Genomic DNA, 13,067 nt, shown 5'->3' with positions numbered 1-13,067 from the left:
GGTTTTATATTATGTGGCGTAATAAAAATGTTTGGATTGTTTTAATTGGGGAGTTTATTGCTGGTTTAGGGTTATGGCTTGGTATTCTTGGTAACCTAGAATTTATGCAAAAATATGTCCCTTCTGATTTCATGAAATCAGTTATATTGTTTATCGGTCTATTAGCAGGTGTTCTCGTGGGACCTATGGCTGGTCGCATTATTGATCAGTACGAAAAGAAAAAAGTTCTTCTTTACGCCGGTTTTGGTCGCGTTATTAGTGTTATTTTTATGTTTTTCGCTATCCAATTTGAAAGTATCGCCTTTATGATTGCATTTATGGTTGCTCTTCAAATTTCAGCAGCATTTTATTTCCCTGCCTTACAATCAGTGATCCCGCTCATCGTACGTGAGCATGAGTTATTACAAATGAACGGTGTACATATGAATGTAGGTACAATTGCTCGTATTGCAGGTACTTCACTAGGTGGAATTCTTTTAGTTGTAATGAGTTTACAGTATATGTATGCCTTCTCAATGGCAGCATACGCTTTATTATTCCTCTCAACTTTCTTCCTTCAATTCGAAGATAAGAAATCAACAACACCAAGTAAACAAGCTGCAAAAGATAATAGCTTTATGGAAGTATTTCGTATTTTAAAAGGAATTCCGATTGCTTTCACAGCACTTATATTAAGTATTATTCCTCTATTATTTATAGCTGGATTTAATTTAATGGTAATTAATATTAGCGAAATGCAACATGATCCAACGATTAAAGGATTTATATATACGATTGAAGGTATCGCATTTATGTTAGGTGCCTTCGTTATTAAACGTTTATCGGACCATTTCAAACCTGAAAAGTTACTATATTTCTTCGCAGTTTGTACCGCTTTTGCACATCTATCATTGTTCTTTAGCGATATAAAATGGATGTCTCTTACATCATTTGGTTTATTTGGTTTTAGTGTCGGTTGCTTCTTCCCTATTATGTCGACAATTTTCCAAACGAAAGTGGAAAAAAGCTATCACGGCCGTCTATTCTCATTCCGTAATATGTTTGAGAGAGTTATGTTCCAAATTGTCTTACTTGGCACAGGCTTCTTCTTAGATACGATTGGATTGCAATATATGGTTCTTATTTTCGGTGTTATTTCATTATTCATTATTTTCATATCGCTTTCTAAACAGAAACAGTATGAAAAACAACCATCGCAATCTGCGAATTTATAACATAATTAAAGAAGCATGGATTTAGTAGTATTAAACTAATCCATGCTTCTTTGTTTTATATAATCTTATTTATTACGTTTATTAAAATTATTAAAAAAAGTAAACACTCTTACCTTCGAATACATTATATAAACTATTATCTACAACAAGGCGGTGTAGGAATGTCTGATGGTATGCAATTATTTATTATCTTTATTTTTGTAATAGTTATGTTTAGCATCCTAAACTTTTTAGCCATTTCCCTTTCTCAGCATAACTTTAAAAGAAGAATTGTCGCAGGTTTCATATTTTCACTACTGACTCCCCTTGTCTTTTTGACTACCACAGCATTCGATTCTATATTTGATAAAGCTGGATTTGGCGCAGGTACATTAGCCTTTATTGTTGCAATTGTATATATTTTAAATGGAATAATGGTCCTACTTTCCTCTTTATTTTTCCTCAAAAGAAACATAACATAAGCTACAGTACTCAGCATGAATCTAACTTTGCACTAGATTCATGCTTTTTCAATTCCCCCTGAATTTTTATATGAAATTAAATAATTCTTTATAAAAATTTAAACTTTTTTTATTACAATATTCCTATCGCATTCGCACGTTTATCGAAAATAAAAAGAAAGGAGTACAAAATGAAAAAGGTTCTATTACTTATTCCATTATTCATTATACTACTCAGTGGATGTAGCAATAATGACATATACGGCACTTGGGAAGTCGTTGACAACAAAAACGGTCTTTGTCCTATATCGTATAAATTTGAAACAGTTGTAAAAGAAGAAAAGAAAGAAAAAATCATTCAATATTTAGTAGAAATGCAAACAACGAAGAAAAAAGAAGATTTATACAAAGGTTCATTTGTAAAGGACTCTAATGTATATCACATTGATTATGGTAATTCATTTACATCGGATCAAACTATACAAGTTGTCGATGGCAAATTAAACGTATACTTTTATGCAGTGGAAAAGTTATGTACATATAAAAAGAAATGATTGCTCTTCATTTAAAACGCAGAAAATATTTTCTGCGTTATTTTTATCCTCCCTCTAAATTTGTCAATCGTTTTAATTTTCATAAAAAAATGATAAAATATACTCATGTGTTTTCAGAATAATTAAAAACGCAGAAAGAAAACACTGTTTTTAGGAGGGGTTTTGATGACTTACACGTTAGCAACTAGAATGAAAGCATTCCAATCTTCTATATTTAGTGAATTAGGGGCCTATAAAAAAGAAAAAATTGCAGCAGGTCACAAAATGATTGATTTAAGTATCGGGAATCCTGATATGCCACCTGCTGATTTCGTAAGAGAAGAAATGGTACATACAGCAGATCAAAAAGAAAGCTATGGATACACATTAAGTGGCATTCAAGAATTTCACGAAGCTGTAACTGAATATTACAACAACACTCATAATGTTATATTAAATGCCGATAAAGAAGTTTTATTATTAATGGGGTCACAGGACGGACTCGTTCATTTACCTATGGTTTATGCGAATCCAGGAGATATTATATTAGTTCCTGATCCAGGATATACAGCTTATGAAACAGGAATTCAAATGGCTGGTGCAACATCTTACTACATGCCTCTAAAGAAAGATAATGATTTCTTACCTAACTTAGAGCTAATTCCTGAAGAAATTGCAGATAAAGCGAAGATGATGATTTTAAACTTCCCAGGGAATCCCGTTCCAGCAATGGCTCATGAAGATTTCTTTAAAGAGGTAATCGCATTTGCGAAAAAGCATAATATTATTGTTGTCCATGATTTTGCTTATGCTGAATTTTATTTTGATGGTAATAAACCAATTAGCTTCCTCTCTGTACCTGGCGCTAAAGAAGTTGGCGTAGAAATCAACTCTTTGTCAAAAAGTTATAGTTTAGCAGGTAGTCGTATTGGATATATGATTGGAAATGAAGAAATTGTTCGTGCGCTTACCCAGTTTAAATCCAATACAGATTACGGAGTGTTTTTACCAATTCAAAAAGCGGCATGTGCTGCACTAAAAAATGGCGCTGCTTTTTGTGAGAAAAACCGCGGTATTTATCAAGAACGTAGAGATACTTTAATCGATGGGTTCAAAACATTTGGCTGGAATGTCGATAAACCAGCTGGTAGTATGTTCGTTTGGGCTGAAATTCCGAACGGCTGGACTTCTATAGATTTCGCATATGCATTAATGGATCGTGCGAATGTCGTTGTTACGCCAGGTCATGCATTTGGACCTCACGGAGAAGGCTTTGTACGTATTGCACTCGTTCAAGATAAAAAAGTGCTACAACAAGTGGTTGAAAACATTAGAAATAGTGGTATTTTTTCTCTTGAAAAAGCAGAAGAATTAGTTAAAAATTAATTGCAACTCCCCTGCTTAACTATAGCAGGGGTATTATTCATTGGAGGTACTTTCATATGCATATTAAAGACACACTTCCTCATCGTTTTCCATTTTCAATGATTGATAAAGTAACAAATGTAAAACATGGTGAGTCCGTTACGGGATATAAGCTCATTTCAAATAACGAGTGGTTTATAAATGATAGTCAAGACCATATGCCTCATATATTAATTGTAGAAGCACTTGCTCAGCTTAGTGCATTTGTACGTACAAGTAACCCTGAAGGTTTAGGCTTTCTCTCCTCATTAGATGGGATTGAATTCCACGGAAAAGCATATCCCGGTGATAAACTTAATTTACATTATGAGCTAACGCGTAATCGTCGAGGTTTTATTCTCGGTACAGGTACTGCAACTGTAAACGATCAGCCGATTGTAACTATAGAAAAGCTATTCATCTCCTACAAATTCGTTTCACCAACATGAACAGAGTAAATAAATTACTTGGTTAGGAGCAGGAAAATGGAAAGTACTATCGGTATCGATGCTGGAGGAACATTAACGAAAATTGCTTATTTGAACGAACAAAAGCAATTAGCTTTTGAAAAATTTTATTCCAATGAACAAGATAAAATAATAGATTGGCTTAAGAAAAACATTGCTATAAAACAAATATGTATTTCAGGTGGGAAAGCAAAACAATTACGGCAACTACTTTCAGACTCATATAAAATAGTAGAACTAAACGAATTTGAAGCTACTCTTACAGGTGTCCGATACATATTAAAAGATAATAAATATGATATAAACAATTTTATTTTAACAAATATCGGTACAGGCACTTCCATTCATTACGTTTATAATGAAAAATATATTCGAGTTGGTGGAACCGGTGTTGGCGGTGGTACTATTATGGGGCTTTCAAAATTGTTAACAAACGTAGATCATTTTGAAGATGTGATTCCTTTAACAAAAGTAGGATCTAGAAAAGAACTAGATATTACGGTTGGGGATATTTATGGTGGTATTCTCTCTCCTATTGATAATAGCTTAACTGCTAGCAATTTTGGTAAAGCCTCTATTACAGAATCCAATTATAAAAGCTCAGATATACTTGCTACTGTACAAGGACTCGTCGGTGAAGTCGTTACTGCATTAAGCCTTCAATTCGCCGAAATAAAAAACATTGACCATATTATTTATATCGGTTCAACTTTATGTAACAACGTACACCTTCAAAATATTATTAGTAGCTACACAAACTATCAAAATAAAACACCAATCTTTTTACAAGATGGTGGTAATAGCGGTGCAATTGGTGCTTTACTTCATGTTACGAATAAAAAAAGCTGACTTTTGTCAGCTTTTTTGCAACGGTACTTCAAATTCAATAATTGATTCCCCGTTCTCTCCAATTCGCTCTACACTAATTCTATCAACTACACATTGTAACTTTTCATGGAAACTATGAATTTCCTTAGCTACTTCAGCAGCTAACTCGGCACTTTGCACTTTCTTTTCTCCCGACTGTTACATGTGGTATGTACAGAATATCTTCTTTCAAAAATTGTAATAAAGGTCCTGTATACAGGATATTATGCAGTTCTTCTATTTGTTCTTTCCCTTTTTCAACTCGTAAAAACAAATATTCTCCCACACTCGTAATTTTATTTGCAAATTCAATTTCTATCTCCTGTATCCCTTTTGATAACTTCAAAATATGCACTTTCAAATGGGAATACAATTGTAATATGCGGTGGAATTAACCCAAATAAAGGATCATGTTTTAGCCTAATGGCCTCTATTTCATTGATAGAAATTTTATTTAGAAAAAGTAAAATCGTATGCATTTTTATACTCCCTACTTCCCCTTTTTATATTTATCATATTGTATAGCAGTGTGCACTTCAACAAATGTTTACAATTACATATAAAAAGAAAAAACTTCTCAAAAGAGAAGTTTTTTCTTATATAGCATGATTATTCTTTTCCCGCCAAACTTTTCTGAACTTAATATAACAAGCAATTCTCCACGGAAAGATATATGACACGGCAATTACGTAAAATAATAAACCAATCGTTTGTTGATCTAAATCAACAATATATTGCCTTGAACCATATCTTAAAATAATCAGTGCAATAAAAGTAATTAAGAAAGCAGCACTTTTTTTCGTATAAATATTCCCATCATCTCTTCGTTCATAATTTGTTAATACTATAAGCGGCACAGCGAAAAGTCCCCCAATGAATACCGCTATAACTACTTGTAATATAGCTGGATGTACAGGACCAAAAAACCATACAACACCTGGTGTTAAAAATAATAATGGCCATAAAATACGTTTTCCTGATCCCTTTATTGGCTTATGCATGGAACGATAACGACGCCAGAATATTAATAGTGCAATGCCTAAAAAGACTGTAATGAGTGAAGATGTGTCTCCCATTTGCTATCCTTCTCTCTATAGTAATCTAATAATATTTCAAATCGTTTTTTCGAATGATACTTTACGAATAAATATACTACTAGTTATGATATAAAGAACAGTTAATCCAATTGAAATAACAGTAAAATACGGTATATCTACTAAAGATCCATCACTCGTAAATAATAAACCGGTTACCCCCGCTTCTCCATAAAGTACACTATTTGTTGATAAGAAAAGGGTCCCACCAATCATAAGACCGATCCACTGAAATCGTTGTTTAAAAACTACTACCACTTGAAAGTAACATGCTGTTGTAACATAAAATAAAAATTGCAAAATAAATTGTTGCACCGATTGCTCCCAAAAACTAACATTTACTAAATTATATTTTATATCTTGTAAAAGCATAACTTGAAGAAATGAAAATAATGCAGATTGCAACACGATATAACAAATTGCCCCGATAAAATATTGTATTCTCGTTACACCGAATGAAATAGCTAAACGAAAAAGCTCATCTTGAATGATGAAAACACTCCCTACTATAAATAACATAATTGCTATTGAAGGGTTATTAATAATTTCGGGTAAATAACCAATGTTCGCTCCATTTAAATGAGCAGCATTTAAAGCTCCTTTTATTAATAAGGCTACAATCCAAAATATTAAAATTGCTTTATAATGAAAATTAATATGTAACTTTAACTGCTTCATTAATATCGTCATTTCACTTCACCACCAGTTATGTGAATAAATAATTTTTGTAATGTTATTCCATCAACTACTAATCCTAATTTTTCAATAGAGTCATAATCTTCATTAGACAATTCTTCCCATATAACAGCAATACCCTTATTTCCATAAACTTCTCGATTTAATACTTTTTTATTGATCAAGAACTCGTCCACTTTATCCTTTTGGCCTGAAATAATCTGAACTTGTTGTAATAAATCTTCCACCAATGATTGAACAACTAATCTTCCTTCTTTTATGATTATCACATCTTCAATCACATGAGTTACTTCTTCTACTAAATGTGTGGATAATATAATAGTTCGTGGATACTCACCGTAATCTTCTAGGAGTAGACTATAAAATAATTCACGATGCGCTGCGTCTAAACCTGTAGTTGGTTCATCAAAAATTGTAATTGGTGCCCTGCTTGCTAATCCTTGAATAATTCCAACAACTGTTTGCATACCGTGTGATAGCTTATGATATTTCACTTTCGTATTAAGCTGAAATTTATCAGCGAGTTTTTCAGCATACTTTCCATCCCAGTTTTTATAAAACATGCTACACATCTTAAAAATATCTTTTACTTTATAACTGAAATGTGCTTCTTCTTTCACTCTAACAAAACAAATATTTTGCATTGCTTTACTATTTTCAAAAACATTTTCACCAAATATTGATACGCTTCCACTACTTGAAGTAATTTGGCCTGCAAGTAAATTTAATAGTGTCGTTTTTCCTGCTCCGTTTCTACCGAGCAAACCATATATTTTATGCTCTTCTAATGAAATCGTTACTTCATTTACAGCTATTTTCTTTTTATATTTTTTCGTTACTTCTTTCGTTTCAAGTGCAATCATCTCTCTTTCCCCTCCTTCGTAATTTTTTGAATCATATCCATCAATTCATCTTTTGATATCTCTAATACTTTTGCTTCTTCCCATACTTTCGGTAAATATTCAGTCATAAAAGTATCTTGTCTTTTTTTTAGTACGACTTCTTTCGCTCCCTTTGCAACAAACATTCCGATCCCTCTCTTTTTATATAAAATCCCTTCGTCAACTAATACATTTACCCCTTTAGCTGCAGTAGCTGGATTAATTTGTAACATCTTCGCAAATTGATTTGTTGATGGAACTTGTTCTTCTTCAAGCAATATGTCTTTTAAAATATCAGATTCAATCGTTTCTGCAATTTGTAAGTATATTAATTTATTTTGCTCCAGAGTAGGTTTCACAATTTCACCACCTTAGTTCGGTTCATAGGTTCATTACTTATGTAATTAACCATACCACATAAACATATTCATTTCCATAAATTCCTTTTACAAAAAGAGAGTCATTCGTTTAAGAATGACTCTCTTTCTAAAATTTCGAAGTTTCAACTCTTGTTCTCAAATTCTTTTCATTTATACCATTTTGACAAAAGTTAAGTTGTTGTCCTTTTATTAACTTTGTACGATCTACTATTTGCCCTAAATGATAACTTGTATGCTCCACTAAATGTAATAAACTATGAAGTTCAATATTTCTTTTTTCTTCCCATGCTTGTATATATGCTTTTCCCCATTCATCAAATACCTTTTCAACGTACTGTAGCAAAACTTCAGTATGTTGTCGTTTTGTTGGAAAATACTCCTCGATTCCCTTTTCAAAAACTATATTTGGATTTTTATAACGACTAGTATTTCTCTGTATATGTTCACAAATATGCAGTACGATTCCACCAATTGAATTAACAGACTCCCCTTGTTTCCATAAATCATCTTCACTAACGAACTGAACTGCCTGTACTAACTTAGGTAAATAATGAGCCTGCATTCTATGATAAGAAATTTTGTATACTAACTCCATCTTTGTCCCTCCAATTATTTCGACTACTTTACTGGATGTTTAACAAATAAAGATTTTCGGAAATCTTCATCATTCACAAGCCTATTAATTTTTTCGTTATTATCATTAAGGAACTTTACTACTTTCTTTTTATCCCATATATTATCTTCTTTTGGAAAATCATTAAAATTTTCATACAATATTGGTAGTATTTCTTCTCTTTTTATTTTCTACTTGGAAATCAAAAGCTTTTGCATTTGGTACTAAAATCGCTAGATAAATAGCATTAAAGAGAAAATTCTTCTTTATTGTATCCTTACCATCAAACCAATACGTCTCAACCATGTCTTCTGTAAGGGGGCCATTCCCTTTTGCACCATAGTTCACCTTTATACTTTCATTCTCTAAACTTACACTTTGAAATGTTTCACCACCAGGTAAATGATTAACAATTGCAACTACATCTGAGTTATTCCCAACGTATGTCCCCGCATACTTATTAAAATCACCAGGTTCAACATCGGATATTTCTTTTATTCTTTCTCCTCTAGAACAAGCAGTAATACATAAAAAAATTGTTAGCATAACAACTACATTACGATGCATATATTTCATTTAGCATCCCCCATTTTTATCGATATTTCGTTAATTACAATACACCTTCTCAAAACCCTTTAAAATATACGCATTTTAATCAAAATTAAAAATTTTCATTTTTTATGTTTACAATTATCCATTAATTGTATATACTTACTAACGTAAGAAAAATATTCTAAAAGGAGGTCGAAGGAAATGATGAAATTACAATTACATGCTTTAACTTTAGCGTTAACTGTACCTGTGTTTTCTGGACAATTAAATATGAATTCGACCACCCTAATGGAGAATTGAAAATCGTACATTATTTCGATTAATTCATAAATTCGCCACAGGAGGTCGTATGCTTCCCTGTGGCTTTTTCACGCCTGGCCATAGGAGAACTATATCTTCCTGTGGCTTTTTTGTGCGATTTTTTAGCCTCTTACATCATTTTTTTAAGAAAGGAGCAACATTCGATGACTATTAGCGTATTGTTTTTAAGTATTACGATTCAAAGAAATAAAATTTCTAAAGATGAAATGTTTCATAATGAGCAAATAGAAAAAGCTATGAATGATGTTAAGGAGCGCCAAGCACTTTATTGTGATCACATGTAATTCCTTTTCGAAAGGAGGAATTCATTTATGACTTTTCATATTTTCTTTTTTACGACTGTACTTCAGAAGAACACTTTAACTGAGGCTGAAATCATTCGTAAGCAACAAATAAAACAACTGACTGATAAAATGACTGACATTAAAAGTTCATATTATACGCATATGTATTAAAAATATATTTTTAAGGAGAAATACCTTCATGAAATTTAAAGCATTCTTTTTAACGATTACCATTCAAAAACGTAAGCTTTCTCAAAGTGAGATTTTACGTGAGCAACACATTCAATATATTATGAACGAAGTAAAAGAGCGTCAAGCTTCTTATTACACACGTCTTTTCTAAATTAATTATAAAGGAGCAATACCTTCATGAAATTTAAAGCATTCTTTTTAACGATCACGATTCAAAAACGTAAACTTTCACAGAAAGAGATTTTACGTGAGCAACACATTCAAACTATTATGGACGAAGTAAAAGAGCGTCAAGCCTCTTATTACAGCCGTCTTTTCTAAATCAATTATAAAGGGGTTTTATCTAATGAAATTTAAAGTATTCTTTTTAACGATTACCATTCAAAAAACTAAGTTCTCGGACAGTGAGGTATTGCATGACCATCAAATTAATAAAGCTATGGAAGATGTAAAAGAACGTCAAAGTCACTACTGTAGCCATCTATAATTCCTTTCGAAAGGAGGAATGTATCATGAAGTTTCATCTTTTCTTCTTAACAATTACAATCCAGAAAGAAATCTTTTCTGAAGATGAATTAAAACAAGAGCAACAATACAAAAAGATTATGGACGAAATCCGAGATCATAGAAGCAAATACTACACTCACCTATAATCCTTTAAAAATATAAAACTTGAAAGGAGTCGATTATGATGTTAATAGCACGTTGTAAGGAAATGATTTGGATAGTTCAGAGGGATTCCACATAGTTTTATTGGAGCTATATCATACAACTTTAACGTTATATTTGATATGTAATAAATATACAATAAAATTGCATTTGTACACTTTTTAACTTTGGTTAATAAACAAAGATACACCACTTAAAAAGCGGTGTATCTTTCTAAACATATACTATTTTCGATTACTTCGTTTCGTCTTAAACAATCTCACTAAGTTCGATACAACTGTTTTCGTTACTGCATACACTGGCACCGCCAAGATCATTCCGATAATTCCCGCAAAGTTACCTACCCCTAAAATTAAAATAATAATTGTTAACGGATGGATATTTAATTTTGAACTCATAATACGGGGTGAAATGATGTTACTTTCAAATTGTTGTACAATTGTTACGATAATAATTACGTACAACGCTTGCATCGGAGATACGAACAAACCTACAATAACAGCTGGTGCTGCACCGATAAATGGACCTAAGTTAGGAATTATATTTGTAAATGCAGCTATAATTCCTAAAACAAAAGCGTACGGTAAATCGATAATTAAATAACCGATAAAAGTAAAAGCACCTACAAATATACAAACGAGCGCTTGCCCTTGAATATATGCAGATAATGTTTCGTTCGTTTCCTTAATGATACGAAGCCCTTCTTCACGGTATGACTCTGGTAATAAACTTACTGCTTTTCCTGGAAACGCATGTCCATCTTTAAACATATAAAATAAAATGAACGGTACTGTAAAAATAACTAATGCGACGTTCGTTATGATACCAAATAAAGCCGTTGCACTCGACGTAATGGTGTTTGGTATATCCTTTAAGTATTCAATTGCATTTTTTTCAATTGTTTCAATGGAAACATAATTTTGTGTAGATAACCATTCAAACAATCTATGATGGGATAAATCTTGTATGTATAGTTTTCCCTCTTTTATATAGCCTGGCATATTTTTCACTAAATCCATTAGCTGTTGTGAGATCGTTGGAACAACTACCCCAACGCCAACCGCAGTTAATGTTATGATAAAAAGATATAACAGTAAAATCGCTAAATTTCTAGGTACTTTTTTCTCCTCTAAAAAAACTAACACCGGATTAAATATGAAGTATAAAAATAACGCGATTAAGATTGGGAAAAACAGCGTTGATATGAAGATACCAATCGGTTGAAATAGAAACGATATTTTTGTGCAAATAAATATGATCGCTACAACCATTAGCACTTCTAATGTCCAAAAGTGCACTTTCGATTTCAAAAAAACGTCCTCCTTTAAACTAGCACTTCTCTTCATTGTACCAAAATAAGTAACAATTTCACATAATATTTTCCTTTACAATATTCCAAAATACCAATAAATACACTACAATGAGATTACATACAAATTTGCAGGTAAAGGTGATAAAAATGACACAATGCATCATTTGCAGAAAAGATACGAAAGAACTTAGTGAACAATATGTCATCCCAGAAATATTATGTGGATATTATTTCACAAACTCAATTTGTGATACTTGTTATGAACAAATGACAACAAATATTGATCGCCCCTTAATCCGGCATAAATTAAGTCAGTTTAAGATTGAACACATGAAAAAACAGATTGACTCCCCGCTCTATACGAATGAGCATGGTGAGGAACTTGCAGCGGCTGAGACAGATGTTGTTGAAGTAAGTGACGAAATACTTTATTCTAATGCATTAATTATGAAACTATGTAAAAAGCACGATATTTCACTACATAATGAAATTTGGAAAGAAGAACGTGTAACGAAAGTAGCTAGCTCTATTCAACGTGAATTACTTTTAGATAACCGTAAGTATAAAATGAGTGTATTAAAAATGGCTTATACTTTCGCTGTACAAGCAGTCGATGGCTATTTTGAAGATCCAGATGCGATTGATATTTCTAGCATCCTATCAAATGCCGACTTCATGGAATTAAAAGAAAAGAGCATTGTTCGCGATTTAAGCAAAAGTTCTTTATGGAATACATTAAATACAAATAGTGAAAACCACTACTTTATTTTATTAAGTGATAAAGATGGCCTGTTCTGTTTCATTCGTCTATTTGATATTTTTGATGTTGTCGTTCATTTATCAGAAAAGAGATATGAACTTCCATCACCAATTGTCGGCGTAAATGATGTAAATAAGCAAAAATTTTACGTTCAAACTTTAAAACAGTATATGGACGGGCTCTTTAAAGAAAAGTCACCTTCTATTTAATTAGAAACAGAACATACGGTCTCCTTTCTTGATGAAAAGACACTGTGTTATAATAAGTATGAAAAGAACAATACAATCACATAAACCAATTATAAATTGTATATAAATAAAAAAGACTAGTGTGCGGCTACACACTAGTCTACGTAACTTAGCAGATTGGATTGTTCATTTATCCTATT

General features: G+C 32.1%; 19 protein-coding genes and 2 pseudogenes. 13 read left to right on the top strand and 8 right to left on the bottom strand.

Going from position 1 to position 13,067, the window contains the following annotated elements; genetic code table 11:
• Window positions 1-11: 11 nt before the first annotated feature.
• The 6 genes from FH036_RS03115 to coaW all read left to right on the top strand — a co-directional run bounded on the left by FH036_RS03115 (window position 12) and on the right by coaW (window position 4,907).
• Window positions 12-1,214 carry an MFS transporter gene (locus FH036_RS03115; RefSeq protein WP_000269244.1) on the top strand — a complete coding sequence of 401 codons (1,203 nt, stop codon included), beginning with the start codon at window positions 12-14 and terminating at the stop codon, window positions 1,212-1,214.
• A gap of 161 nt (window positions 1,215-1,375) precedes the next feature.
• On the top strand, window positions 1,376-1,675 hold the full coding sequence (locus FH036_RS03110; RefSeq protein WP_001279506.1) for a hypothetical protein: 300 nt from the start codon (window positions 1,376-1,378) through the stop codon (window positions 1,673-1,675).
• Window positions 1,676-1,845: 170 nt separating this feature from the next.
• Complete coding sequence (locus FH036_RS03105) at window positions 1,846-2,208, top strand: lipoprotein (protein ID WP_044793533.1); 363 nt, start codon at window positions 1,846-1,848, stop codon at window positions 2,206-2,208.
• 165 nt (window positions 2,209-2,373) lie between these two features.
• Entirely contained in the window at window positions 2,374-3,573 is a 1,200-nt protein-coding gene (locus tag FH036_RS03100; protein WP_044793534.1) for an LL-diaminopimelate aminotransferase, read from the top strand.
• A gap of 56 nt (window positions 3,574-3,629) precedes the next feature.
• Window positions 3,630-4,040: a 3-hydroxyacyl-ACP dehydratase FabZ family protein gene (locus tag FH036_RS03095; protein ID WP_000547633.1), complete on the top strand. Its 411-nt coding sequence runs from the start codon at window positions 3,630-3,632 to the stop codon at window positions 4,038-4,040.
• Between the two features lie 36 nt (window positions 4,041-4,076).
• A complete protein-coding gene (gene coaW, locus FH036_RS03090) occupies window positions 4,077-4,907 on the top strand; it encodes a type II pantothenate kinase (protein WP_000446261.1) in 831 nt (276 codons plus the stop codon).
• Window positions 4,908-4,913: 6 nt separating this feature from the next.
• On the opposite strand, the pseudogene FH036_RS03085 reads toward coaW, so the two are convergent.
• From FH036_RS03085 to FH036_RS03055, 7 genes and pseudogenes are all read right to left on the bottom strand, one after another.
• Window positions 4,914-5,404, bottom strand: a pseudogene (locus FH036_RS03085) (2'-5' RNA ligase family protein).
• A gap of 117 nt (window positions 5,405-5,521) precedes the next feature.
• Window positions 5,522-6,001, bottom strand: coding sequence for a CcdC family protein (locus FH036_RS03080; RefSeq protein ID WP_044793535.1), 480 nt, complete (start codon window positions 5,999-6,001; stop codon window positions 5,522-5,524).
• A gap of 36 nt (window positions 6,002-6,037) precedes the next feature.
• Window positions 6,038-6,709, bottom strand: a complete 672-nt coding sequence (locus FH036_RS03075) for a DUF4052 family protein (RefSeq protein WP_044793536.1) — start codon at window positions 6,707-6,709, stop codon at window positions 6,038-6,040.
• Window positions 6,706-7,578, bottom strand: a complete 873-nt coding sequence (locus FH036_RS03070; protein WP_044793538.1) for an ABC transporter ATP-binding protein — start codon at window positions 7,576-7,578, stop codon at window positions 6,706-6,708. The genes FH036_RS03075 and FH036_RS03070 overlap by 4 nt, the downstream gene beginning before the upstream one ends.
• Window positions 7,575-7,955, bottom strand: coding sequence for a GntR family transcriptional regulator (locus FH036_RS03065; protein WP_044793539.1), 381 nt, complete (start codon window positions 7,953-7,955; stop codon window positions 7,575-7,577). The genes FH036_RS03070 and FH036_RS03065 overlap by 4 nt, the downstream gene beginning before the upstream one ends.
• 127 nt (window positions 7,956-8,082) lie before the next feature.
• A complete protein-coding gene (locus tag FH036_RS03060) occupies window positions 8,083-8,571 on the bottom strand; it encodes a DinB family protein (protein ID WP_044793540.1) in 489 nt (162 codons plus the stop codon).
• Window positions 8,572-8,594: 23 nt separating this feature from the next.
• Window positions 8,595-9,165: pseudogene (locus FH036_RS03055) on the bottom strand (DUF4825 domain-containing protein).
• A gap of 440 nt (window positions 9,166-9,605) precedes the next feature.
• Here FH036_RS03055 and FH036_RS03050 point away from each other — a divergent pair.
• The 6 genes from FH036_RS03050 to FH036_RS03025 are packed head-to-tail and all read left to right on the top strand — an operon-like array spanning window position 9,606 to window position 10,591.
• Window positions 9,606-9,746, top strand: a complete 141-nt coding sequence (locus FH036_RS03050) for a YrzI family small protein (RefSeq protein ID WP_000156179.1) — start codon at window positions 9,606-9,608, stop codon at window positions 9,744-9,746.
• Window positions 9,747-9,773: 27 nt separating this feature from the next.
• Window positions 9,774-9,917 carry a YrzI family small protein gene (locus tag FH036_RS03045; RefSeq protein WP_000142733.1) on the top strand — a complete coding sequence of 48 codons (144 nt, stop codon included), beginning with the start codon at window positions 9,774-9,776 and terminating at the stop codon, window positions 9,915-9,917.
• A 28-nt stretch (window positions 9,918-9,945) separates the two neighbouring features.
• Window positions 9,946-10,089 carry a YrzI family small protein gene (locus FH036_RS03040; RefSeq protein WP_139895328.1) on the top strand — a complete coding sequence of 48 codons (144 nt, stop codon included), beginning with the start codon at window positions 9,946-9,948 and terminating at the stop codon, window positions 10,087-10,089.
• A 26-nt stretch (window positions 10,090-10,115) separates the two neighbouring features.
• Entirely contained in the window at window positions 10,116-10,259 is a 144-nt protein-coding gene (locus FH036_RS03035; protein ID WP_000668966.1) for a YrzI family small protein, read from the top strand.
• A 25-nt stretch (window positions 10,260-10,284) separates the two neighbouring features.
• Window positions 10,285-10,425, top strand: a complete 141-nt coding sequence (locus tag FH036_RS03030) for a YrzI family small protein (RefSeq protein WP_000669815.1) — start codon at window positions 10,285-10,287, stop codon at window positions 10,423-10,425.
• A gap of 25 nt (window positions 10,426-10,450) precedes the next feature.
• Complete coding sequence (locus FH036_RS03025) at window positions 10,451-10,591, top strand: YrzI family small protein (RefSeq protein WP_000668486.1); 141 nt, start codon at window positions 10,451-10,453, stop codon at window positions 10,589-10,591.
• 240 nt (window positions 10,592-10,831) lie between these two features.
• Here the strand turns inward: FH036_RS03025 and FH036_RS03020 are convergent, their stop codons facing one another.
• Window positions 10,832-11,917: an AI-2E family transporter gene (locus FH036_RS03020; protein WP_000837888.1), complete on the bottom strand. Its 1,086-nt coding sequence runs from the start codon at window positions 11,915-11,917 to the stop codon at window positions 10,832-10,834.
• Between the two features lie 149 nt (window positions 11,918-12,066).
• Between FH036_RS03020 and FH036_RS03015 the strand changes: the two genes are divergently transcribed.
• A complete protein-coding gene (locus FH036_RS03015) occupies window positions 12,067-12,888 on the top strand; it encodes an HNH endonuclease (protein WP_000189721.1) in 822 nt (273 codons plus the stop codon).
• Window positions 12,889-13,067: the final 179 nt, after the last annotated feature.

Source organism: Bacillus sp. CD3-5 (assembly GCF_006349665.1).
Taxonomy (GTDB): domain Bacteria; phylum Bacillota; class Bacilli; order Bacillales; family Bacillaceae_G; genus Bacillus_A; species Bacillus_A paranthracis.
This window is presented reverse-complemented; position numbering and strand designations above follow the sequence as displayed.